The organism is Photorhabdus akhurstii (assembly GCF_018448925.1).
Taxonomy (GTDB): Bacteria; Pseudomonadota; Gammaproteobacteria; order Enterobacterales; family Enterobacteriaceae; genus Photorhabdus; species Photorhabdus akhurstii.
The window spans coordinates 1-23691 of the sequence record NZ_RCWE01000010.1 but is presented as its reverse complement, the minus strand read 5'-3'; the positions used below and the strand labels follow the sequence as shown (position 1 = coordinate 23691).

21 protein-coding genes are annotated in these 23691 nt (G+C 42.9%); 14 read left to right on the top strand and 7 right to left on the bottom strand.

Features of this window, described 5'->3' with window-relative positions; genetic code table 11:
• Positions 1 to 2 precede the first annotated feature (2 nt).
• The 12 genes from cdsA to tilS all read left to right on the top strand — a co-directional run bounded on the left by cdsA (position 3) and on the right by tilS (position 15528).
• Positions 3 to 851, top strand: coding sequence for a phosphatidate cytidylyltransferase (gene cdsA / locus EAE93_RS12765; RefSeq protein WP_036812101.1), 849 nt, complete (start codon positions 3 to 5; stop codon positions 849 to 851).
• 28 nt (positions 852 to 879) lie between these two features.
• Complete coding sequence (rseP, locus tag EAE93_RS12760) at positions 880 to 2235, top strand: sigma E protease regulator RseP (RefSeq protein WP_082301055.1); 1356 nt, start codon at positions 880 to 882, stop codon at positions 2233 to 2235.
• A 34-nt stretch (positions 2236 to 2269) separates the two neighbouring features.
• Positions 2270 to 4663, top strand: coding sequence for an outer membrane protein assembly factor BamA (bamA, locus tag EAE93_RS12755; RefSeq protein WP_214039849.1), 2394 nt, complete (start codon positions 2270 to 2272; stop codon positions 4661 to 4663).
• A gap of 110 nt (positions 4664 to 4773) precedes the next feature.
• Positions 4774 to 5271 carry a molecular chaperone Skp gene (gene skp, locus EAE93_RS12750; protein ID WP_036812315.1) on the top strand — a complete coding sequence of 166 codons (498 nt, stop codon included), beginning with the start codon at positions 4774 to 4776 and terminating at the stop codon, positions 5269 to 5271.
• A gap of 3 nt (positions 5272 to 5274) precedes the next feature.
• Positions 5275 to 6303, top strand: coding sequence for a UDP-3-O-(3-hydroxymyristoyl)glucosamine N-acyltransferase (lpxD, locus tag EAE93_RS12745; RefSeq protein WP_040151394.1), 1029 nt, complete (start codon positions 5275 to 5277; stop codon positions 6301 to 6303).
• 154 nt (positions 6304 to 6457) lie between these two features.
• A complete protein-coding gene (gene fabZ / locus EAE93_RS12740; protein ID WP_036781244.1) occupies positions 6458 to 6910 on the top strand; it encodes a 3-hydroxyacyl-ACP dehydratase FabZ in 453 nt (150 codons plus the stop codon).
• A 3-nt stretch (positions 6911 to 6913) separates the two neighbouring features.
• Entirely contained in the window at positions 6914 to 7702 is a 789-nt protein-coding gene (gene lpxA / locus EAE93_RS12735) for an acyl-ACP--UDP-N-acetylglucosamine O-acyltransferase (RefSeq protein WP_214039813.1), read from the top strand.
• 4 nt (positions 7703 to 7706) lie between these two features.
• Positions 7707 to 8891: a lipid-A-disaccharide synthase gene (gene lpxB / locus EAE93_RS12730; RefSeq protein WP_046397437.1), complete on the top strand. Its 1185-nt coding sequence runs from the start codon at positions 7707 to 7709 to the stop codon at positions 8889 to 8891.
• Positions 8888 to 9478, top strand: coding sequence for a ribonuclease HII (rnhB, locus tag EAE93_RS12725; protein ID WP_214039812.1), 591 nt, complete (start codon positions 8888 to 8890; stop codon positions 9476 to 9478). The genes lpxB and rnhB overlap by 4 nt, the downstream gene beginning before the upstream one ends.
• Before the next feature lie 57 nt (positions 9479 to 9535).
• A complete protein-coding gene (gene dnaE / locus EAE93_RS12720) occupies positions 9536 to 13018 on the top strand; it encodes a DNA polymerase III subunit alpha (RefSeq protein ID WP_040151390.1) in 3483 nt (1160 codons plus the stop codon).
• Between the two features lie 12 nt (positions 13019 to 13030).
• Positions 13031 to 13990, top strand: coding sequence for an acetyl-CoA carboxylase carboxyl transferase subunit alpha (gene accA / locus EAE93_RS12715; RefSeq protein ID WP_214039811.1), 960 nt, complete (start codon positions 13031 to 13033; stop codon positions 13988 to 13990).
• Between the two features lie 209 nt (positions 13991 to 14199).
• Positions 14200 to 15528 (top strand): tRNA lysidine(34) synthetase TilS, encoded by a 1329-nt coding sequence (gene tilS, locus EAE93_RS12710; RefSeq protein WP_214039810.1) that lies wholly within the window; start codon positions 14200 to 14202, stop codon positions 15526 to 15528.
• Between the two features lie 32 nt (positions 15529 to 15560).
• Here the strand turns inward: tilS and rof are convergent, their stop codons facing one another.
• On the bottom strand, positions 15561 to 15827 hold the full coding sequence (rof, locus tag EAE93_RS12705; RefSeq protein WP_036781226.1) for a Rho-binding antiterminator: 267 nt from the start codon (positions 15825 to 15827) through the stop codon (positions 15561 to 15563).
• A gap of 334 nt (positions 15828 to 16161) precedes the next feature.
• On the opposite strand from rof, the gene nlpE reads away from it, so the two are divergent.
• The gene (gene nlpE, locus EAE93_RS12700) at positions 16162 to 16827 is read left to right on the top strand and encodes an envelope stress response activation lipoprotein NlpE (protein WP_105398858.1); all 666 of its coding nucleotides are present in this window, start codon (positions 16162 to 16164) and stop codon (positions 16825 to 16827) included.
• Between the two features lie 107 nt (positions 16828 to 16934).
• Here the strand turns inward: nlpE and proS are convergent, their stop codons facing one another.
• From proS to metN, 6 genes are all read right to left on the bottom strand, one after another.
• The gene (proS, locus tag EAE93_RS12695) at positions 16935 to 18653 is read right to left on the bottom strand and encodes a proline--tRNA ligase (protein WP_214039809.1); all 1719 of its coding nucleotides are present in this window, start codon (positions 18651 to 18653) and stop codon (positions 16935 to 16937) included.
• 125 nt (positions 18654 to 18778) lie between these two features.
• Complete coding sequence (tsaA, locus tag EAE93_RS12690; RefSeq protein ID WP_036812087.1) at positions 18779 to 19486, bottom strand: tRNA (N6-threonylcarbamoyladenosine(37)-N6)-methyltransferase TrmO; 708 nt, start codon at positions 19484 to 19486, stop codon at positions 18779 to 18781.
• Positions 19483 to 19881, bottom strand: a complete 399-nt coding sequence (rcsF, locus tag EAE93_RS12685; protein ID WP_214039808.1) for an Rcs stress response system protein RcsF — start codon at positions 19879 to 19881, stop codon at positions 19483 to 19485. The genes tsaA and rcsF overlap by 4 nt, the downstream gene beginning before the upstream one ends.
• Positions 19882 to 20023: 142 nt before the next feature.
• Positions 20024 to 20839 (bottom strand): MetQ/NlpA family lipoprotein, encoded by an 816-nt coding sequence (locus tag EAE93_RS12680; protein ID WP_036812082.1) that lies wholly within the window; start codon positions 20837 to 20839, stop codon positions 20024 to 20026.
• A gap of 65 nt (positions 20840 to 20904) precedes the next feature.
• Positions 20905 to 21558: a methionine ABC transporter permease MetI gene (locus EAE93_RS12675; protein ID WP_036781212.1), complete on the bottom strand. Its 654-nt coding sequence runs from the start codon at positions 21556 to 21558 to the stop codon at positions 20905 to 20907.
• On the bottom strand, positions 21551 to 22582 hold the full coding sequence (metN, locus tag EAE93_RS12670) for a methionine ABC transporter ATP-binding protein MetN (RefSeq protein ID WP_036781210.1): 1032 nt from the start codon (positions 22580 to 22582) through the stop codon (positions 21551 to 21553). Before metN ends, EAE93_RS12675 begins: the two co-directional genes overlap by 8 nt.
• Before the next feature lie 195 nt (positions 22583 to 22777).
• Here metN and gmhB point away from each other — a divergent pair, with 195 nt between their 5' ends.
• Positions 22778 to 23344, top strand: a complete 567-nt coding sequence (gene gmhB / locus EAE93_RS12665) for a D-glycero-beta-D-manno-heptose 1,7-bisphosphate 7-phosphatase (RefSeq protein WP_036812079.1) — start codon at positions 22778 to 22780, stop codon at positions 23342 to 23344.
• Positions 23345 to 23691: the final 347 nt, after the last annotated feature.

Genomic DNA, 23691 nt, shown 5'->3' with positions numbered 1-23691 from the left:
TCTTGCTGAAGTACCGCCTTATAACGGCTGTGATATTAATCCCTCTTGTGATTGCCGCTCTGTTTTTGCTGCCGCCAGTAGCGTTTGGGCTGGTTATTATCGCTGTTTCAGCCCTTGCCGCATGGGAATGGGGGCAATTCGCTGGCTTATTCAGCCAAACGAAACGGGCTATTCTGGCGGCTCTGTTTGCTATTGGTTTATTAGCCCTACAGTATACTCTGCCAGATTTCACTGATTTGATTGGACAGCCGCAAATCACTTTTGCCCTATGGGGGGGGATGATTTGGTGGATTGTCGCGACGCTTCTGGTTGTTACCTACCCTTCTTCCGCTGCAATTTGGAAGAAATCCATTTTATTGCGCCTTTTGTTTGGTATCCTGACATTAGTGCCGTTCTACTGTGGAATGATGGTCTTACGGACCCAAGGATATGGTGATAATTCATATTATGGCGCATGGTGGTTACTGTATGTCATGTTGCTGGTATGGGGGGCGGATTCTGGTGCTTATCTTTTCGGACGTACTTTAGGTAAACGTAAAATGGCGCCGAAAGTTTCTCCAGGAAAAACGCTGGAAGGATTAATCGGAGGATTAATGACAGCGGCCATTATTTCATGGTTGTTTGGGAAATATGCTCCAGTACCTGCAATGCCTGAAAAACTTATGTTGTGTTCTGCTATTGTTGTTATCGCTTCTGTATTTGGTGATTTAACTGAGAGTATGTTCAAACGTGAATCAGGTATTAAGGATAGCAGCCAGCTAATTCCGGGGCATGGCGGTGTTATGGATCGTATTGATAGTTTGACTGCTGCGATCCCTGTCTTTGCCGGCATGATATTGCTGGTGTTTTGATCTCTCTGTTTGACGGCGTTTAAAAAATATGATGGGAATTCTCTGGAATCTGGCGGCTTTTATTATTGCGCTAGGCATATTGATCACTGTGCATGAGTTCGGTCATTTTTGGGTAGCCAGAAAGTGTGGTATTCACGTTGAACGTTTCTCCATTGGTTTTGGTAAAGCGTTATGGCGGCGTATGGATAGCCAGGGAACGGAATATGTTATAGCCCTTATTCCATTGGGGGGATATGTGAAAATGCTTGATGAGCGTGTTTCACCTGTTTCTCCTGAACACCGTCATATGGCATTCAATAATAAAACACTTGGTCAACGTGCCGCGGTTGTCAGTGCTGGGCCAATTGCTAACTTTTTATTGGCGGCTGTGGTTTATTGGTTAGTGTTTATTATTGGCGTGCCGGCAATACGTCCTGTTGTTGCGGATATCAAATCAGATTCTATCGCTGCGCAAGCAAATATTTCATCGGGAATGGAACTAAAATCCGTAGATGGTATCGAAACGCCTGATTGGAATTCAGTTCGTTTTGCTCTGGTGGGCAAGATAGGTGATGATAATATGACCGTTCAGGTTATCTCTCCTGGTTCATCATATCCGGTAGAGAAAATTCTGGATTTGCGGCAATGGAGCTTTGATCCTGATAAGCAGGACCCTGTATTGTCTCTAGGGATTATGCCTGTCGGTCCTCGTTTGGATTCTCTGGTGGAAAAAGTTATTCCTGGCTCCGCAGCGGAAAAGGCGGGTTTGCAAAAGGGGGATAGGATAGTTAAAGTCGGTGACCAGGAAATAGATGCTTGGCATACTTTTACATCCTTTGTCAGTAATAATCCTAATGTCCCGCTGGAACTTTCCGTGGATCGGGCTGGTCATATTATTTCTCTTTCTATGACGCCGGAAGTAAAACAACAATCCGGTGGCAGGAAAGTTGGTTTTGCCGGTGTGGAACTGCGAGTTGTGCCATTAGCCGATGAATATAGAATCGTTCAGCAATACGGGCCTTTCTCTGCCATGTATCAAGCTGGAGATAAGACTTGGCAACTGATGCGATTAACTGTCAGTATGATTGGTAAGCTGATCGTTGGTGATGTGAAAATTAACAACCTGAGTGGGCCTATCTCTATCGCCAAAGGAGCGGGGGTGTCGGCTGATTCCGGCTTGGTGTATTATTTGATGTTTTTGGCGCTGATAAGCGTCAATCTTGGGATTATTAACCTAATCCCATTACCTGTGTTAGATGGTGGACACCTGCTCTTCTTGTTTATCGAAAAGATAAAAGGGGGGCCGGTTTCCGAGCGTGTACAAGACTTCAGCTATCGCATCGGTGCCATGATACTGGTGTTATTGATGGGGCTTGCACTTTTCAATGATTTCTCCCGTTTTTAAAGCGGAAGACTGGTTAGGAAGACGCATTACAACGATGGCGATGAAAAAGTTACTCATAGCGTCGCTGCTGTTCGGCAGCGCCACTGCATACGGTGCAGACGGATTCGTAGTTCAGGACATTCACTTTGAAGGTCTTCAACGCGTCGCCGTAGGTGCAGCATTATTGAATATGCCAGTTCGCGTAGGTGATACGGTCAGCGATGAAGATATCGGTCGTACCATTCATGCACTATTTGCTACTGGTAACTTTGAAGACGTTCGTGTCCTGCGTGATGGCAATACACTTATTGTTCAGGTAAAAGAACGGCCGACTATTGCCAGCATCACTTTCTCCGGCAATAAATCGGTGAAAGATGACATGTTGAAACAAAACCTTGAAGCATCTCATGTTCGAGTCGGAGAAGCCCTTGACCGCACGATGCTGTCCAATATCGAAAGAGGATTAGAGGATTTCTATTACAGTGTGGGTAAATACAACGCCAGTGTAAAAGCGGTTGTTACGCCACTTCCACGTAACCGTGTCGATTTAAAACTGGTTTTCGCTGAAGGTGTTTCGGCAAAAATCCAGCAAATTAACATTGTCGGTAATAAATCATTTTCTTCTGATGAGTTATTGAATCGTTTCCAACTTAGAGATGATGTGCCGTGGTGGAATTTGACTGCCGATCAGAAATATCAGAAACAAAAACTGACTGGTGACCTTGAAGCATTGCGCAGTTTTTACCTTGATCGCGGTTACGCCCGTTTTAACATTGATTCGACTCAGGTCAGTTTGACGCCAGATAAAAAAGGTATTTATGTCACGATAAATATAACTGAAGGGGATCAATACAAAATATCAGGTATTGACCTGAACGGTAATATGGCGGGTTATCAGTCAGAAATTACTAAACTGGCTGTCATTGAGCCTGGATCTCTGTATAACGGGACTCAGGTGACTAAAATGGAAAATGACATCAAGAATTTGCTTGGTCGCTATGGTTATGCTTACCCACGAGTGATGACGCAACCTGAAATCAATGATCAAGACAAGACAGTAAAACTGCATGTCAATATTGATGCGGGTAACCGTTTCTATGTTCGTAAAATTCGTTTCTCTGGTAATGACACCACTAAAGATTCTGTTCTGCGTCGTGAAATGCGTCAGATGGAAAGAGCTTGGTTAGGGAGTGATCTGGTTGAACTGGGTAAAGAGCGTCTTAACCGTTTGGGTTATTTCGAAACGGTAGATGTTGAAACTCAGCGTGTACCAGGCAGCCCTGATCAGGTAGATGTCGTTTATAAAGTTAAAGAACGTAATACCGGCTCTTTGAACTTTGGTGTTGGTTTTGGTACAGAAAGCGGCGTTAGTTTCCAGGTTGGCGCTCAGCAAGATAACTGGTTAGGTACAGGTAATGCTGTGGGGATTAATGCTAGTAAGAACGATTATTCAACCTATGCAGAGCTCTCCTTCACTGACCCATACTTCACAGTTAACGGAGTGAGTCTTGGTGGCCGGGTATTCTACAATGATTTCAGAGCTGATGATGCTGAATTATCCGGTTATACCAACCAAAGTTATGGTATAGATGGTTTCCTCGGTTTCCCGGTTAATGAAAATAACTCCCTGCGTTTTGGGTTAAATTATGTGCATAACTCACTGTCTGATATGCTTCCTCAGGCAGCTATGTGGCGCTATCTGAATTCTATGGGTGAGAAACCAGATTATAAAAATAAAGCTGAGTTCAAAGCGGATGACTTTGCTTTGAATATAGGTTGGACATATAACAACCTTGACCGTGGCTTCTTCCCAACATCCGGCGTGAAATCGACTCTGAATGGTAAAGTGACTATTCCTGGTTCGGATAACGAATTCTATAAAGTGACTCTTGATACTTCTGCGTATTATCCGATCAATGACGATCATACTTGGGTGATTTTAGGGCGTGGTCGTTTAGGTTATGGGGATGGATTAGGCGGTAAAGAGTTGCCATTCTATGAAAACTTTTATGCAGGTGGCTCCAGTACGGTTCGCGGTTTCCGTTCTAACAATATTGGGCCTAAAGCGATTTATCTGAATGGAAAAGATGATCCTAAGAAAGATAGCCCATCTCGCGATGCCGTGGGGGGGAATGCAATGGCGGTAGCTAGCCTTGAGCTGATTACTCCAACGCCGTTCCTTGATAGTAAGTATTCGAACTCTGTCCGAACTTCATTCTTTATTGATTCAGGTACGGTTTGGGATACCTATTGGAATGATTCTGCTGCTATGAAGAGCAGAGGCATACCTGATTACAGTAAACCAGGTAATATCCGTGTTTCGGCGGGTATTGCATTGCAATGGATGTCTCCTTTAGGTCCGCTGGTATTCTCTTATGCTAAGCCGATCAAAGACTACGAAGGTGATAGATCAGAGCAATTCCAATTTAATATTGGCAAAACCTGGTGATAATGCGTTTTTATCTTATTATTGATAGAGCAAGCTCTGAAATCGTAGGTTTCAGAGCATTGACTAAGTTTTCCAATAGGTTACAGATAGCGTGGTTTAAGGAGTTTATAGTGAAAAAATGGTTGTGTGCAGCAAGCTTTGGTATTGCATTAGCTTTCTCTGCTGGCGTTCAGGCAGCAGACAAAATTGCCGTTGTAAATGTTGGCGAGATTTTCCAGCAATTGCCAGCCCGCGAAGCTGTTGCGAAGCAGTTGGAAAATGAGTTTAAAAACCGCGCATCTGAATTGCAACGGATGGAAACTGACTTGCAATCCAAGATCCAGAAATTACAGCGTGATGGTTCCACTATGAAATCCAGTGAGCGTACTAAGCTGGAAAAAGATGTGATGGCTAAGCGTGAAGAATTTGCCAAGAAAGCTCAAGCTTTTGAACAAGATCACCGTCGTCGCGAGATGGAAGAACGCAACAAAATTCTAAGTCGTATTCAGGACGCGATCAAAGTAGTTGCTGGCAAAGAAGGCTATGATGTCGTTATTGATGCGAATGCTGTTGCTTATTCAGTATCTGGCAAAAATATTACTGCAAGTGTATTGAAACAGGTTAAATAATAGATGTCTTCAATTCGATTGGCTGATTTAGCTCAGCAGTTGAATGCACAATTACATGGTGATGGCGATATTGTTATCACCAGTATTGCACCAATGCATTCTGCCAATAGCGAGCAGATCACTTTTTTGTCTGACAGTCGTTACCGTGAGCGTTTAGGTGAATGTCAGGCAGCCGCTGTCGTTCTCCAGGCGTCAGATCTTCCTTATTGCAATATTCCTGCGTTGGTTGTCGCCAATCCTTATCTGGCATATGCCTATATGGCTCAGATTATGGATACAACACCGGTTCCCGCACAGGATATTCACCCTTCTGCGGTGATTTCACCTCTGGTGACTTTGGGTAAGAATGTTGCTGTTGGAGCCAATGCGGTTATCGAGTCTGGCGTTGTGCTTGGTGACAATGTGGTTATCGGCGCAGGCTGCTTTATTGGTAAAAATACGCGTATTGGCGCGGGAAGTCGTCTTTGGGCGAATGTCTCTGTTTATCACAATATTGAAATGGGTGAACAGTGTTTGATCCAATCAGGAGCAGTGATTGGGTCTGATGGTTTTGGCTATGCGAATGATCGTGGTAAGTGGGTTAAAATCCCTCAATTAGGTTCAGTTATTATTGGTGACCGGGTTGAGATTGGCGCTTGTACGACGATCGATCGGGGAGCTTTGGATAATACTATTATCGGCAATGGCGTCATTATCGATAATCAGTGTCAGATTGCTCATAATGTTATCATTGGTGACAATACGGCGATTGCTGGCGGTGTGATCATGGCTGGTAGTCTGAAAATTGGTTGTTACTGTATGATTGGCGGCGCCAGTGTAATTAATGGACATATGGAAATCTGTGATAAGGTAACAGTCACGGGAATGAGTATGGTGATGCGTCCTATCACTGAACCTGGTGTATACTCCTCTGGCATTCCGGCACAACCAAATAAAGTTTGGCGTAAGACGGCAGCTTTAGTCATGAATATCAATGAAATGAATAAACGTCTTAAGTCAATGGAGAGTAAACTGGAAGGCGAAAACGAGTAATTGCACTATATTTAATTGTACTAGATTTAATTGCACTATATTTTTATTTTTGGTTGTGTTTTATTTTGCGGCCTGCCTGGGAACTCTGGATTTGGGGTTTAAGCGGGCCGTGTCGTTAATACAATTAGTCCTTTTTGACAGGAAGAGTATTTAGATGAGTGATAATCATACTCTGCACATTGAAGAAATTTTAGATCTACTTCCACATCGTTATCCGTTTTTATTGGTGGATCGCGTTCTTGATTTTGAGGAAGGTAAATTCTTACGTGCAGTAAAAAATGTATCTTTTAACGAACCCTTCTTTCAGGGACATTTTCCCGGCAAACCTATTTTCCCTGGCGTTCTGATCCTTGAAGCTATGGCACAGGCTACCGGAATTCTGGCATTTAAGAGTGTGGGTAAACTAGAGCCAAATGAGCTCTATTATTTTGCCGCTATCGATGGTGCCCGTTTTAAACGTCCGGTAGTGCCTGGGGATCAAATGATATTAGAAGTAGAATTTATTAAGGAGCGTCGAGGGGTTGCGCGTTGTAGAGGCGTAGCGAAAGTCGATGGAGAAGTAGCTTGCGAAGCAGAAATGATGTGTGCTCGCCGTCGTGAGGTCTAGTCTATGATTGATGAAACCGCTTATATACATCCTAGCGCTATTATAGAAAATGGCGCGGTTATCGGTGCTAATGTTCGTATTGGACCGTTTTGTTGTATTGGTTCTCAGGTTGAAATTGGCGAAGGTACAGAGCTGAAATCTCATGTTGTTGTCAATGGAATAACCAAAATCGGTCGTGATAACCAGATTTTTCAATTTGCTTCTATTGGCGAAATGAATCAGGACCTGAAATATCACGGTGAACCAACCCGAGTTGAAATTGGTGATCGTAACCGTATCCGCGAAAGTGTCACCATTCATCGTGGCACCGTGCAAGGTGGCGGTGTAACGAAAATCGGCAATGATAATTTGTTGATGATTAATGCCCATATTGCTCATGACTGTATTGTCGGTGATCGTTGTGTCATTGCGAATAATGGTACTTTAGGGGGGCATGTTATCCTGGGGGATTATGTCATCATTGGTGGTATGAGTGCGATTCATCAGTTCTGTCAGATAGGCTCTCATGCTATGGTGGGAGGGTGTTCCGGAGTGGTACAGGATATTCCGCCATATGTTATTGCTCAGGGGAATCATGCAACACCTTTTGGCACCAACGTCGAAGGTCTGAAACGCCGTGGTTTTGATAAAGAGTCATTGCATGCAATTAGAAATGCGTACAAAATTTTGTATCGTAACGGAAAAACGTTAGAAGAAGCACAACAAGAAATTGCTGAGCTGGCTGAAAATAATCAGCATGTAAAGATTTTCAGTGATTTTTTGGCAAATTCTACCCGCGGCATTATCCGTTAAGTAGATGAAGGATACTCCTTTGGCTACCATTTCTTCTATTGATAGTCTGCGTCCGCTGACTATTGGATTAATCGCCGGAGAAACCTCCGGTGATATCCTTGGTGCAGGTTTGATTCGTGCTTTAAAAGCAAAAGTACCTAATGCCCGTTTTGTCGGTGTGGCGGGTCCTCTTATGCAGGCTGAAGGTTGTGAAGCTTGGTATGAGATGGAAGAGCTAGCAGTAATGGGGGTTGTTGAAGTTCTCGAACGTTTGCCTCGTTTGCTGAAAATACGTAAGGATCTGACAACCCGTTTCACTGAATTGAAACCTGATGTATTTGTGGGTATTGATGCGCCGGATTTCAATATCACCTTGGAAGGTCGGTTAAAACAGCGAGGCATTCGCACTATTCATTATGTTAGCCCGTCGGTATGGGCTTGGCGGCAAAAACGTGTTTTCAAAATTGGTAAAGCTACAGATATGGTTCTCGCTTTCTTACCTTTTGAAAAAGCGTTTTACGATAAGTTTAATGTTCCGTGCCGGTTTATTGGACATACGATGGCGGATGCCATGCCATTGCAACCAAATAAAGCAGCGGCGCGTGAACTATTAGATATTCCGCCAGAGGCTGTTTGCTTGGCTTTATTGCCTGGGAGTCGTCATTCTGAGGTTGAGATGCTGAGTGCGGATTTTCTTAAAACAGCTCAGTTATTGCAGCAAAGCATACCTGATCTGCATGTATTTGTGCCGTTGGTGAATGTTAAACGGCGTGAACAATTTGAGCGCATTAAGCAGGAAGTTGCGCCAGAGCTGAATGTTCATCTTGTGGATGGCAAAGCGCGAGAAATCATGATTGCAAGTGATGCCGCGCTTTTGGCCTCTGGTACCGCTGCTTTGGAATGTATGTTGGCAAAATGTCCAATGGTGGTTGGTTACCGGATGAAGCCATTAACTTTCTGGTTGGCAAAACGTCTGGTAAAAACGCCTTATGTTTCATTGCCTAACTTATTATCCGGTGAAGAGTTAGTTAAAGAATTATTGCAGGAAGAATGTCAGCCGCAAAAACTTGCAGATAAATTGTTGCCGTTACTACAAGGCAATGAAAAAGTTGAAGTATTGAAACAGACATTTTTACATTTGCATGAAAGCATTCGTTGTAATGCTGACGAACAAGCAGCACAAGCCGTGTTGGAATTGGCAGGAAAATGATGGAATTTATATATCCTCAGGCGAGTCTGATTGCTGGGGTTGATGAAGTTGGTCGAGGCCCGTTAGTGGGTGCAGTTGTAACTGCGGCTGTGATTTTAGATCCGTTACGGCCGATAGTGGATTTGGCTGATTCTAAAAAACTGAGTGAAAAACGCCGTGAGGCACTGTATCTGGAGATCACAGAAAAAGCGTTGTACTGGAGTTTAGGGCGTGCAGAACCGGCGGAAATTGATCAATTGAATATCCTGCATGCAACTATGCTTGCGATGCAGAGGGCGGTGGCTAATTTGCCTATTTCTCCTGAATATGTGCTGATTGATGGTAATCGTTGCCCTAAATTACCTATGCCAGCACAAGCGGTGATAAAAGGCGATGGACTTGTTGCTGAAATCAGTGCCGCTTCTATCTTGGCAAAAGTTACCAGAGATCGGGAAATGGCTGAACTTGATCAACTGTTTCCTGAATATGGATTTGCTAAGCATAAAGGGTACCCGACCGCATTTCATTTAGAAAAGTTGGCTCAGTTGGGTGCGACAGAACATCATCGTAAAAGCTTTGCGCCAGTTAAGAGAGCGATTGGCTTTTAAGTAAACTGGTTGACTGAATACCGCTATTCTTCAAATTGATATCATCTGGATAAATATATGGCCGAACCCCGTTTTGTGCACTTACGTGTTCACAGCGACTATTCAATGATTGATGGCTTAGCCAAAACCAGCCCTTTAGTGAAAAAGGTTGCGCAGTTAGGTATGCCGGCTTTTGCGATCACTGATTTTACTAATTTGTGTGGGTTGGTGAGATTTTACGGCAGTGCTCATGGAGCAGGAGTAAAACCGATTATTGGTGCTGATTTCTATGTAGAAAGTGAACTGCTTGGTGATGAGTACGCTAGCCTCACCATTCTTGCGCGCAATAATACCGGTTATCATAATCTGACGTTGCTGATATCAGAGGCTTATCAGAAGGGATATGGTGCGATTGGTCCGACAATTAAACTAGAATGGCTGATAAACCATAAAGAAGGTCTAATCTTACTCTCTGGTGGCCGTATGGGGGATGTGGGTAAATTCCTGCTACGTGGTAATCAGGTCATGGTGGACCAATGTCTTGAGTTTTATCAGGAGCATTTTCCCGGCTGTTATTATTTGGAGTTGATCCGCACTGGGCGTGCGGATGAAGAGAGTTATCTTCATGCCGCGGTTGCACTGGCAACGGAAAAAAACCTGCCAGTCGTTGCAACTAATGATGTTTGTTTCATTGATAGCGAAGATTTTGATGCACATGAGATTCGCGTAGCGATTCATGATGGCTATACTTTGGCCGACCCCAAACGCCCGAAAAATTACAGTCCTCAGCAATATCTGCGTAGTGAACAGGAAATGTGTGAACTATTCGCTGATATTCCTGAAGCGCTGGAGAACAGTGTAGAAATTGCTAAGCGCTGTAATGTCACTATTCGCCTTGGTGAATATTTCCTGCCGCAATTCCCTACGGGAGAAATGAGTACTGAAGATTATCTGATAGATAGATCTAAACAAGGGTTGGAAGAACGCTTGGCATTTCTCTATCCAGATCCTAAGGTACGTGCAGAAAAACGTCCTGAATATGATGAGAGGCTCGATATTGAACTTCGGGTTATCAACCAGATGGGATTTCCTGGCTACTTCCTGATCGTGATGGAATTCATTCAGTGGTCGAAAGACAACGGTGTTCCTGTAGGTCCTGGACGTGGTTCGGGGGCTGGTTCTTTGGTGGCTTATGCCCTGAAAATAACCGATCTCGATCCTTTGGAATTTGACCTGCTATTTGAACGATTCCTAAACCCTGAACGTGTTTCGATGCCTGATTTTGACGTCGATTTCTGTATGGAAAAACGCGATCTGGTGATTGATCATGTGGCTGATATATATGGCCGTGACGCCGTATCTCAGATCATCACATTCGGTACAATGGCAGCGAAAGCGGTAATCCGGGATGTTGGCCGAGTGCTAGGGCATCCATACGGATTTGTTGATCGGATTTCCAAATTGATACCGCTTGATCCAGGTATGACGCTGGAGAAAGCATTTGCCGCGGAGCCACAACTTCCTGAAATCTATGAAGCGGATGAGGAAGTTAAGGCGCTGATAGATATGGCGCGTAAATTGGAAGGTGTTACTCGTAATGCCGGGAAACACGCGGGTGGGGTGGTTATCGCTCCAACTAAAATCACCGATTTTTCGCCTCTCTATTGTGACCCGGAAGGTTTGAATCCGGTTACTCAGTTTGATAAGAACGATGTGGAATATGCAGGGTTGGTGAAATTTGATTTCCTCGGACTGAGGACACTGACCATTATCAACTGGGCATTAGAGATGATCAACGCGCGTAGAGCGAAGAAAGGTCTGGAGCCGATTGATATTGCAGCAATTCCGCTGAGTGACGCTAAAAGCTTTGATATGTTGCAACGCGCTGAAACAACAGCGGTATTTCAGCTTGAATCCCGTGGTATGAAGGATCTGATTAAACGTCTGCGTCCCGACTGCTTCGAAGATATGATCGCGCTTGTTGCTTTATTCCGTCCAGGTCCTTTGCAATCAGGCATGGTGGATAACTTCATTGACCGTAAACACGGTCGGGAAGAGATCTCATACCCGGATATACAATGGCAGCACGAATCTTTACAGCCAGTGTTAGAGCCAACTTACGGCATTATCCTTTACCAAGAACAAGTGATGCAGATTGCTCAGGTGCTGGCGGGATATACTCTCGGTGGTGCAGATATGCTCCGACGAGCGATGGGCAAGAAAAAACCGGAGGAGATGGCTAAGCAGCGTTCTGTCTTTGAAGACGGAGCAAAAAAACTGGGTATTGATGGCCAACTGGCAATGAAAATCTTTGACCTGGTAGAAAAGTTTGCCGGTTACGGATTTAACAAATCTCACTCTGCTGCGTATGCCTTGGTTTCTTATCAAACCTTATGGTTGAAAGCACATTACCCGGCTGAATTCATGGCTGCGGTAATGACTGCTGATATGGATAATACAGAAAAAGTTGTTGGTTTGATTGATGAATGCTGGCGCATGGGGTTGAAAATCTTACCACCTGATATCAATAGTGGCTTGTATCATTTCCACGTTAATGATGACGGGGAGATCGTATATGGTATCGGTGCAATTAAAGGGGTAGGTGAAGGGCCGATTGAAGCGATCATCGAAGCTCGTCAGAAAGGTGGTTATTTTAGAGAACTGTTTGATTTATGTGCCCGTGTTGACATCAAGAAGTTAAGTCGCCGAGTGATGGAAAAACTGATCATGTCAGGGGCATTTGACCGTTTGGGGCCGCACCGTGCAGCATTGATGTCTACGCTGGAAGATGCCCTAAAAGCGGCGGATCAACATGCTAAAGCGGAAGCGACTGGTCAGACTGACATGTTTGGTGTATTAGCTGAAGAGCCAGAAGAAGTGGAACGCTCTTATGCCAATATTCCTCAATGGCCGGAACAGATTGTTCTTGACGGTGAACGGGAAACGTTGGGTCTCTATTTAACCGGGCACCCTATTACTCGTTATTTAAAAGAAATTGAGCGCTATACTAATGGATTGAGGTTAAAAGATGTGAATCCAACACCGCGCGGTCAGGTAACGACTGTGATAGGGTTAGTGTTAGCATCCAAAGTGATTATAACCAAACGGGGTAACCGGATTGGTATTTGTACCTTAGATGACCGTTCAGGACGTCTAGAAGTTATGTTATTTTCCGATGCCTTGGAGAAATATCGGCATTTGTTAGAACAAGACCGGATATTAATTGCTACAGGGCAGGTCAGCTTTGATGACTTCAATGGTGGTCTTAAAATGACAGCTCGTGAATTAATGGATATTAGTGAAGCGCGTGAAAAATATGCGCGTGGGCTTGCTATCTCGCTGTCAGACAGGCAAATTGATGATCAATTGTTGAACCGTCTTCGTAGTGCATTGGAACCACATCGTTCGGGAACGATACCAGTTCATCTTTATTACCAGAGGGAAGACGCCCGCGCCCGTTTAAGATTTGGTGCGACGTGGAGGGTAACGCCAACGGATAACCTTCTGACAGATTTGCGAACTCTGCTGGGTAATGAGCAGGTAGAATTAGAATTTGACTAAAATAGGAATGTTATGAGTCTGAATTTTCTTGAATTTGAACAGCCGATTGCCGAGCTGGAAGCGAAAATTGATTCGCTAACCGCAGTTAGCCGTCAAGGTGAAAAATTAGATATAAATCTGGATGAAGAAGTACAACGTTTGCGGGAAAAAAGTCTGGAATTGACTCGAAAAATCTTTTCAGATTTAGGTGCCTGGCAAATTGCTCAACTTGCTCGTCACCCACGTCGTCCTTATACGTTGGACTATATTCAGCATATTTTTACTGATTTTGAAGAGCTTGCGGGTGATCGTGCATATGCTGACGACAAAGCGATTGTGGGTGGTCTGGCTCGTCTTGATGGGCGTCCAGTGATGGTTATTGGTCACCAAAAGGGCCGTGAAACCAAAGAAAAAATTCGTCGTAATTTCGGTATGCCAGCGCCAGAAGGCTATCGTAAGGCTTTGCGCCTGATGGAAATGGCAGAACGCTTTAAACTGCCAATTATTACTTTCATTGATACTCCTGGCGCATATCCAGGGGTTGGTGCAGAAGAGCGCGGTCAATCTGAGGCGATTGCTCGCAACTTGCGTGAAATGTCCCGCCTGTCTGTGCCTGTTATTTGTACTGTGATTGGTGAAGGCGGCTCTGGTGGCGCATTGGCGATTGGTGTTGGTGATAAAGTGAATATGCTGCAATACAGTACTTATTCTGTTATCTCCCCAGAAGGTTGTGCTTCAATTTTGTGGAAAAGTGCGGAAAAAGCACCTTTGGCGGCAGAAGCGATGGGGATTGTCGCATCTCGTTTGAAAGAATTGGAATTGATCGATACTGTGATCTCAGAGCCATTAGGTGGCGCCCATCGTGACTATGAAGCAATATCCGCGTCGTTGAAAGCTCAGTTGTGGGTTGATCTGGCAGAGCTTGATCATCTGACATCTGAAGAGTTAATTGACCGCCGATATCAGCGCTTAATGCAATATGGTTATTGTTGATATCTGAACTCATTGTTTGAATGAGGGATGGAAATGATTGTAACTGATAAATTTCAGCTACTTCCATCCCTTACTATTTCTGTTTTATTTATTTTGTCTTTTTAATGAAAGTGACTAAAAACATTATTAACGGGCAGTGATCTTAAACTGAATAAAATAGGCGATAACGAATTCATATTATTGCACATTAGAGAACGCTTGAATCTGTAATGACAAACATTAATGAGCGACTATTTGTCACTTTGGCTAAACAGCTTGGTGAATATAAGAAAATTCTGGTTGGATTCAGTGGTGGGTTAGATTCTTCTGTTTTGCTTCATTTGCTGGTTAATTGGCGTAATCAACATAATCAGGAAATTCAACTAAGAGCAATGCATATTCACCACGGTTTAAACCTAAAAGCAGATCAATGGGTTGAACATTGCCAGCAGATCTGTGATGACTGGCAAGTGGCGTTTCATTCTGCAAGAGTCACGATAGATGCTCGTCAAAAGGGGATTGAGGCTGCGGCTCGCGAGGCTCGATATCAGGTATTCAAGCGCGAATTACAAAAAGACGAAATTTTGGTAACCGCTCAACATCTTGATGATCAGGCGGAGACTTTTTTACTGGCATTAAAGCGAGGTAGTGGTCCGGCAGGTCTTGCTTCTATGCCTTCAATCGCTGTATTTGCTGATACATTATTGTTACGTCCGTTACTTGACTATAGTCGGAATGAATTGGAAATGTATGCCAGTAAACATCGTCTGAATTGGATTGAAGACGACAGTAATCAAGATGATCGTTATGACAGAAATTTTCTGCGTTTACATATCATGCCGTTACTGAATCAACGTTGGCCGCATTTCCCTCAGTCGGCTGCTCGTAGTGCAAGTTTATGTGGTGAACAAGAACAGCTTCTAGATGAATTACTGAATGAGTCTTTGAAAGAGTTGATAACCCAAGATGGTGCTTTGGGTATTTCGTCTTTGGTTGTATGTTCAGAAGCCAAACGAAATGCTTTGTTACGCCGTTGGTTTGGTTACCATGAGATAAAAATGCCTTCACGAGAACAGCTTAGCCGGCTTTGGCATGAGGTGGCTCTTGCTCGTACTGATGCTGAGCCTCGGCTACAATTTGGTAAATATGATGTACGCCGTTATAAGCAAAAACTCTGGTTGGTTCCTCAATGGCAATCTTTGAGAGAGACTATTCTTGAGTGGGATATTTGCAATACTTTGGTATTACCGGATCGCTTAGGAGAATTGAATATTGCTGATTGCGGTATTCAAGTAAGGGTTCCGGCTGATAATGAACGAGTGACTATTCGCTTTGGTGTCCAGGGAATGATAAGTATTGTGGGGCGTCAACACTCCAGGCATAGTAAAAAATTGTGGCAAGAGCTTGGGGTCGCTCCGTGGTTTAGAGAACGAATTCCATTGCTTTATTACAACGAACAATTGATAGCGGCGTTAGGTGTTTTTGTTACCAAGGGAAGTGAAGCGGTAGAAGGAAGAGAGATGTTAACAATTAACTGGCATAAAACGCTGTTAAAATAAAACGTTAAGCCGCCAAAGGCGGCTGTTTTCTATCAAGATTCAGAGTGTTCAATAGTAATAGTGCCAATTTTAGGGTGACTGAAACTGGCAATATGATCTAACCGCAATTCACGGGGTTTACCTTCTGTTTCAATTATCAAGTATTCAACTTTTTTTCTTAAAACCAAATCACAGGCTTTTCCTTCAATAACTTCCCCGCCCCGCAACTTTATGTGGAGATGGAGCTGATGTTGGCAAGTTGACTCAAGATTGTCGTAGTCGTCACAGTTAATTGGTTGATATTCAGTATTTATAGACATATTCGCTCACCACTATGGTTAGTGGCGGTTATTGCCGCCCGTGGTTGTTAAAAATTGTAACTCAAAAGCACTGTTAATGACTATAGCACAGGAAATCAATCGTGATTAATGAATAACTTTGGTTATTCATTCTGAACAGTAAATAAATAAAAGTCTTATTTCACAGCAAGTTCCTGACAAAAGTATTAAAATCAGCCCACGTTATTTTACTATTATTGGGTAACATCCTTAAGAAGGACGGTACTTACGCTATTAGGCTTGAATAATCGCTATGTTCCTTGTGTTACTTATAAGATGAGAATTATAGAGTTCATTATACTGTGTGGAGATAAATGTGAATAAAAAACTTTTGACAGCGTTAGTTGCAGTGGGAGTATCTGCTTTGATGGGATGTAAAGGTAACTCAGCACAGCAAACGAGTTCACAGCCAGTAGATCAAACTTTTCATGGTACTCTTCCTTGCGCTGATTGTTCTGGTATTGATACCACACTGTTATTGGATAATGACGGTACTTATATTCTGGAACAAACTTATCTTGGTGCTCGTGATGGTGACCAGTCATTCTTTGAATCCGGTCTATGGGCGAAAGATGGAGAGAAAATTCGCCTGACAAAATCAGACGACCAGAAATCTTATTATCTACCGGAAGGTGAAAACTTGGTAATGCTCGATATTGAAGGCAATAAAATTGAATCATCATTCAATTATGAACTGCAACGGGTAAAACCGAAGAAACTGGCGGGTGAATACAGTTATATGGCTGATGCTGCTTTGTTTACAGATTGTAGCACAGGTAAGCGGTATGCTGTAACGGAAAGTCTAGATTTGGAGCAAGGTTATCACCAAGTCGGTGTGGAAGGTGGAACACCGGTTTATGTTGAAGTTGAAGGTTATTACAGCGTCCGCCCTTCAATGGAAGATGGGCAATTTGATCCCGCTTTGATTCAGACAGGTAAAATCCATTTCGATAAATCAAAATCTTGTAATATGAAGAAATAATTCTAGTTTCAGTATATATGGTGATAATGGGCAAGAAACGTAAAATGCTCTGTTGCGATATGACCATTATCACCATATTATTCAATAAATTACTGCAATAATCTTAATTAACAACCAAGTTGTTGCTTCAAGTAATCAACAACATCGTCTAGTTTCAGCATCTGTTTTTCATCACCGCGACGATGTTTATATTCTACTTCTCCATTATCGAGATTACGGTCACCAATAACGATAGTGTGTGGTACACCGATAAGCTCCATATCGGCAAACATCACGCCTGGGCGTTCCTTGCGATCATCAAAAATAACATCAATGCCGCTAGCGCGTAGATCGGCATACAGTTTCTCTGCAACTTCTTTAACACGGTATGACTTGTGCATATTCATTGGCAAAATAGTAACTTGGAATGGTGCAATTGCATCAGGCCAGATGATACCGCGGTCATCGTGATTTTGCTCAATCGCTGCGGCGACAATACGAGTAACACCAATACCATAACAGCCCATAGTGACTATCTGATTGTGACCGTCTTCGCCTTGAACTGTCGCTTTCATGGCATCAGAATATTTGGTGCCAAGTTGGAAGATGTGGCCAACTTCAATACCACGTTTGATGAGTAATGTCCCTTTACCATCTGGACTGGCATCACCTTCAACAACATTACGGATATCAGCAACTTCTGGTAGCGGCAGATCACGCTCCCAGTTGATGCCGAAATAGTGTTTGTCATCGATATTGGCGCCTGCGCCAAAGTCACTCATTACTGCCACACTGCGGTCGATAATAACGGGTATTGGCAGATTGACAGGTCCCAATGAACCCGGGCCTGCGCCAACAATTGAGCGAATCTCTTCTTCGGTAGCAAAAGTCAGTGGGCTGGCAACTAAAGATAATTTCTCTGCTTTGATTCCATTAAGCTCGTGGTCGCCGCGAACCAGTAAGGCAATCAATTTATGACCTGCGTCTTCTGTTGCGTGAACCATCAGGGTTTTAACGGTTTTCTCAATTGGCAGATTGAATTGCTCAACCAGTTCTGCAATTGTTTTTGCATTTGGAGTTTCTACCAGATGCATTTTTTCTGTTGGTGCTGCGCGATCATGAGCCGGGGCAACAGCTTCGGCTAATTCAATATTAGCTGCGTAATTGGATTCAGTTGAGAAAACGATATCATCTTCTCCACTGGCTGCCAGAACCTGAAATTCATGGGAAGCACTACCACCGATGGAGCCGGTGTCTGCCAGGACAGCACGAAAATCCAAACCTATACGGGTAAAAATTTTGCTGTAGGCTTCGTACATGTTGTCGTAAGTTTCTTGTAATGATGCTTGGGTAGCATGGAAAGAGTAAGCGTCTTTCATTAGGAATTCACGGGAACGCATCACACCGAAACGAGGGCGAACTTCATCGCGAAATTTAGTCTGAATCTGGAATAAAGTCAGTGGTAACTGCTTATATGAACTGACTTCATTGCGAATCAAATCGGTGATGACCTCTTCATGAGTTGGACCTAGTACAAAAGGACGATCACCTCGGTCAACAAAACGCAGTAACTCTGGACCATATTGTTCCCAACGGCCACTTTCTTGCCATAGATCTGCCGGCTGTACGACGGGCATAGATATTTCAATCGCTCCGGCATTGTTCATCTCTTCTCGAACAATTTTTTCGACTTTTTTGAGTACACGGATACCTGTAGGCATCCAATTATACAGACCTGAAGCGAGTTTACGGATCATGCCCGCACGCAGCATCAGCTTATGGCTGACAACCTCCGCATCGGCAGGAGTCTCTTTTAATGTAGAGAGCAGATATTGGCTAGTACGCATTGTTAGGTTCCATTAGAGCAGCAAATTGCTTCTGACTGGCAAAAATTTGCCAGCCAATAAAAAAACGAAAATAAGCCTTTAGTCTACCAGTGAGTTTAAGATGCCAAAAGGGTATATGCTGATTTTTAATGGGGATCTATGGAGACCACTTCGGTTAATGTGTCACAGATTCTCCAGCGTACATTAAAATCCAGTAAATGAGCTGCATATTCCCGATTTTCCTGTTCTCCTCTCCGGTAAGCAGGACGAGGATCTTGAGCCAAAACCTGACTAATAAAACGGCGTAAGTTCGGATAAATATTTTGAACTGAAATGAGCTGTTGCTCAGCGGCAGGCGAAAATATCACTTCCATATCGGTAGAAGGGGCTTGCTGTGCAAAACCTGCCACTGCATGTGGCTGACATTCAGCAAAAGGTAAATAAGGCTTAATATCAATAACAGGCGTGCCATCAACTAAATCCAGGCTACCCAGTTCCAGAGTAACTTGACCTTTCTTGTATTCGATCCCTTTAAGTTCAATCAGAGACATACCAATTGGGTTTGGTCGAAAAGTCGAACGGGTTGCGAATACGCCCATTTTTGCATTGCCGCCTAGACGAGGAGGACGCACCATTGGCTTCCAACCGCCTTCTATTGTTTGATGGAAGATAAAAATAACCCACAGATGACTAAATTGTTCCAGACCACGAACTGCATCCGGTTGATTATAGGGAGGAAGAAGTAGCAATTTCCCACCACCATCTTCAATAAGACCTGGTTGGCGGGGAACGGCAAATTTTTCTTTATAAGGGGAGTGGATAACCCCTATCTGCGTGAAATGGAAATCGGTCATTGGGTGATAAGCAGGGCTGAACCTTCACATATCGCTATCTGGTAGCATCCTTGGCCTGATAATATTTCGCATTGATGCAATAAAACAGCGTTAGCATCCAAATAAGCTGCTTTGGTTATCATCTGGTTGCGAGCCACGGTGATATTCGCTGGTGGATCTTGTAAGGAGCTGCGACATGATTGACCAGAAACAATCCCTAAATCTTTAAATGAGGCACCTAATAATTCTTCACTCTTGGTATATAACTTTACGGATGAGGAAAAATGTTTTTTTTCGCCAGTTGATAGTTTTGTGAGTCTCATATCTGATAACTGGGAAGAGTCAGTAAATGTTGTTTGTTGAATTGAACATCCTGTTATGGACAGTACTAACAAAGAGGCAAGTAGCCTACGCATTATAGATCCTCGAATTTTTACTGTTAGAGTTAAGCGAGTAGATCAGGTTAACAAAAAATACCGAAAACATGATGCCATAATAAATCAGGCGGACAATCTGTCCGCCTGATTATTCTAATATCGATGAGCGTAATATGAAAGATTACCAACCTTTCACAGCACCACCATTAAAGATCTTATTGGCAGCTTCATCAACTTCGTCGGATTGATATGCCTTAACGAATTTCTTAACGTTTTCAGCATCTTTATTATCTTCTCGACTAACCAGTAGGTTTACATATGGAGAATCTTTATCTTCAACGAATAAACCATCTTTTGCTGGAGTCAGGCCAATCTGGCTGGCATATGTTGTGTTGATGATTGCCAGAGCAATTTTTTGATCATCCAGTGAACGTGGTAATTGTGGAGCTTCCAGTTCGACTAGTTTTAGATTCTTAGGGTTTTCAACAATGTCTAAAACTGTTGGCAATAAACCTATACCATCTTTCAGTTTAATTAGACCTTGTTTCTGTAACAGTAATAAAGAACGGCCTAAGTTCGTTGGATCGTTTGGTAACGCAATTTGGGAACCATCCTGTAATTCATCCAAAGATTTAATTTTTTTGGAATAACCCGCAATTGGATAAACAAAAGAGTTGCCAACTATGACCATCTTATAACCACGGTCTTTGATTTGCTGATCCATATAGGGTTTGTGCTGGTATGCATTCAGATCAATATCACCTTTACTCAGCGCTTCGTTTGGTAATACAAAATCATTAAAGGTTACTAACTCTACATCAAGACCATATTTATCTTTAGCAACTTTTTTCGCAATTTCAGCAACTTCCTGCTCTGCGCCGACGATAACGCCGACTTTAATATGGTTTGGGTCTTGTTTTTCTTGCCCACAACCCGCCAAAATTAATGAACCTAAAAGAGCGCTGATAGTTGCGATTGTTCTTAATTTAACAGACATACTTTACCCCTATAGAATACTGATTTATTAGTACCGACACAGGTACTGCTATTAAAATGATCTTATTATTTATGTGTTGTGGCCTTGACTAAACGGTCACCACTTAATTGAATTAAATAAACTAAAATAACCAGTAATACTAACACGGTATTCATTACTGTTGCATTATAGCCGATATAACCGTATTGGTAGCCAATCTGGCCTAACCCACCTGCACCTACAGCACCTCCCATTGCAGAATAACCGACTAAAGTAATGAGGGTAATTGTGGCTGCATTGAGCAAACCAGGTAATGCTTCAGGTAACAGAATTTTCTTTATAATCTGGAATGGGGTTGCTCCCATTGCTCGAGCGGCTTCAATTAGTCCCGATGGAATTTCTAATAAAGCATTTTCCACCATACGAGCAATAAATGGCGCAGCACCTATGGTTAATGGGACAATGGCAGCTTGTAAACCGATCGATGTTCCCACAATTAGTCTGGTAAAAGGAATCATCCACACCAGTAAAATAATAAATGGAATAGAACGGAAAATATTAACTATCGCTGAAAGAAAACGATAGAGTTTGCTATTTTCCATAATTTGACCGGGACGGGTGACATATAACAATACACCTATTGGCAACCCGATAATGAAGCCAAAGAAACCAGAAACAAAAGTCATTACTAGAGTTTCCCAGACGCCTTTAGCCAGTAATAAAATCATTCCTTCAGACATAACCGAGAACCTCTACTTTCACATGATGATCTTGTAAAAACTTAATCGTTGATTCAACGCCGCCATTTTCACCGTGTAATTCCGCTAGCATCACACCAAATTTTACGCCACCGGCATAGTCGATTTGAGAACTTAATATATTCATATCAATATCAAAACGACGTACAGCCATTGAAATTAGTGGAGCATCTACAGACTGACCGGTGAACTCTAATTTCAATAATGGACTAAGATCTGGTGCTGGGTGGCTTTGCATTTTTTGTACATAATCTTCAGGGATATCCAGATGCAAAGTTGACTGAATAAATGCCTGAGCGATAGGTGTTTTGGGATGAGAGAACACTTCACTAACAATGTCTTGTTCAATCAATTGCCCGCCACTAATAACGGCTACCTGATCACAAATACGTTTGACGACATCCATTTCATGTGTAATCAACAGAATGGTTAGCCCCAGACGGCGATTAATGTCTTTCAATAATTCCAGAATAGAACGTGTTGTTGCGGGATCCAGAGCGCTGGTTGCTTCATCACATAAAAGTACTTTAGGTGAATTAGCCAGAGCACGAGCAATAGCAACACGTTGCTTCTGTCCGCCAGAGAGATTTGCTGGATAAGCATCATGCTTATCTGCAAGACCAACAAGCTCCAATAACTCGTCTACCCGCTTTTTGATTTCGGCCTTTGGAATGTTATCTAATTCCAAAGGTAAAGCTATGTTGCCAAACACTGTTCTTGAAGACAGCAAATTGAAATGCTGGAAAATCATGCCGATACGACGACGTGCACGGGTTAAATCACTATCAGATAAGATAGTTAAATCCTGACCATCGACCAGTACTTGCCCGGAAGTTGGACGCTCAAGCATATTTACACAGCGAATCAGTGTACTTTTACCTGCGCCGGATGAACCAATGACCCCGTAAATTTGCCCTTGCGGAACATGTAGGCTGATATCTGAAAGCGCGTTAATAGAACGGGCACCCTGCTGGAATATTTTATTGATATGAGACAGTTTTATCATTTTTATTCTTATTTATTTTTATAAAAATTTTGAAAATTGATAGCTTGAACATTTTTGAGAAAGCAAACCACCCGTTGAATCGGATGTTAAGGTGTCTAGACGTCTAAGTCAACTGTGAATAAATTAATTGCTGCATTCTCATTCATGGCTAAATCGTGCGATACTGAGGGCTTCTTACATTCTTGGAGCAATCGGGTGACACAAGGTATTCCTGCCGTATTTTTAGATCGTGACGGAACAATAAATATCGATCATGGTTATGTACATGAAATAGATGATTTTCAATTTATCGATGGTGTCATTGAAGCCATGATTGAATTGAAAAAAATGGGGTATGCACTGGTATTAGTCACAAACCAGTCAGGTATTGCCCGTGGCATTTTCAATGAAGATCAGTTTTTGCAACTGACGGAATGGATGGATTGGTCGCTAGCAGACCGTGGTGTGGATTTGGATGGCATCTATTATTGCCCTCATCACCCAGATGCAACTCAAGAACAATATAAGAAGAGTTGTGACTGCCGTAAACCACAGCCGGGTATGTTGTTGGACGCGCAGAGCGAACTTGGTATTGATATGACGGCTTCTTTTATGATTGGTGACAAACTCGAAGATATGCAAGCTGCGACTCTGGCAAAAATTGGCACTAAGGTATTGGTTCGCACAGGTAAACCCGTTACCACTGAAGCTGAACAAGCGGCTGATTTGATAATAAATAGTCTTGCAGACTTACCTAAAGCAATTAAAGGCATCAAAAAATAGGCTTTCTGTTCTTTATGTCATCATGTTGAAGAAAAAATCTTCAAATGAAAGTTTTTTTCAAATAAATGCTTGCCAGCGTCAAAGAACTCCCTATAATGCGCCACCACTGACCGACACAACGCTGATAAACATTGTGAGGTCAGGCAGAAGGAAAGCGAATAAGCGCTTGACTCTGCGGGCTAACAGCGTAGTATACGCAGCCCGGCTGAACGAGAATGTTATTTTTTGATTCAGCCTGCTCTTTAACAATTAATCAGACAATCTGTGTGGGCACTCACAAGACCGTATCACAAAAAAATACGTTTTAAAGTCTTGAAGAGTGAACAACAGTTAATTCATTACGAACT

Bases quoted from the DNA above. Each gene is read 5' to 3' on its own strand.
- tsaA (WP_036812087.1), bottom strand. From the start codon at position 19,486: ATGACCGATTTCCATTTCACGCAGATAGGGGTTATCCACTCCCCTTAT.
- rcsF (WP_214039808.1), bottom strand. From the start codon at position 19,881: ATGCGTAGGCTACTTGCCTCTTTGTTAGTACTGTCCATAACAGGATGT.
- accA (WP_214039811.1), top strand. From the start codon at position 13,031: ATGAGTCTGAATTTTCTTGAATTTGAACAGCCGATTGCCGAGCTGGAA.
- rof (WP_036781226.1), bottom strand. From the start codon at position 15,827: ATGTCTATAAATACTGAATATCAACCAATTAACTGTGACGACTACGAC.
- fabZ (WP_036781244.1), top strand. From the start codon at position 6,458: ATGAGTGATAATCATACTCTGCACATTGAAGAAATTTTAGATCTACTT.
- tilS (WP_214039810.1), top strand. From the start codon at position 14,200: ATGACAAACATTAATGAGCGACTATTTGTCACTTTGGCTAAACAGCTT.
- lpxB (WP_046397437.1), top strand. From the start codon at position 7,707: ATGAAGGATACTCCTTTGGCTACCATTTCTTCTATTGATAGTCTGCGT.
- lpxA (WP_214039813.1), top strand. From the start codon at position 6,914: ATGATTGATGAAACCGCTTATATACATCCTAGCGCTATTATAGAAAAT.
- metN (WP_036781210.1), bottom strand. From the start codon at position 22,582: ATGATAAAACTGTCTCATATCAATAAAATATTCCAGCAGGGTGCCCGT.
- proS (WP_214039809.1), bottom strand. From the start codon at position 18,653: ATGCGTACTAGCCAATATCTGCTCTCTACATTAAAAGAGACTCCTGCC.
- EAE93_RS12675 (WP_036781212.1), bottom strand. From the start codon at position 21,558: ATGTCTGAAGGAATGATTTTATTACTGGCTAAAGGCGTCTGGGAAACT.
- dnaE (WP_040151390.1), top strand. From the start codon at position 9,536: ATGGCCGAACCCCGTTTTGTGCACTTACGTGTTCACAGCGACTATTCA.
- rnhB (WP_214039812.1), top strand. From the start codon at position 8,888: ATGATGGAATTTATATATCCTCAGGCGAGTCTGATTGCTGGGGTTGAT.
- EAE93_RS12680 (WP_036812082.1), bottom strand. From the start codon at position 20,839: ATGTCTGTTAAATTAAGAACAATCGCAACTATCAGCGCTCTTTTAGGT.
- lpxD (WP_040151394.1), top strand. From the start codon at position 5,275: ATGTCTTCAATTCGATTGGCTGATTTAGCTCAGCAGTTGAATGCACAA.
- bamA (WP_214039849.1), top strand. From the start codon at position 2,270: ATGGCGATGAAAAAGTTACTCATAGCGTCGCTGCTGTTCGGCAGCGCC.
- rseP (WP_082301055.1), top strand. From the start codon at position 880: ATGATGGGAATTCTCTGGAATCTGGCGGCTTTTATTATTGCGCTAGGC.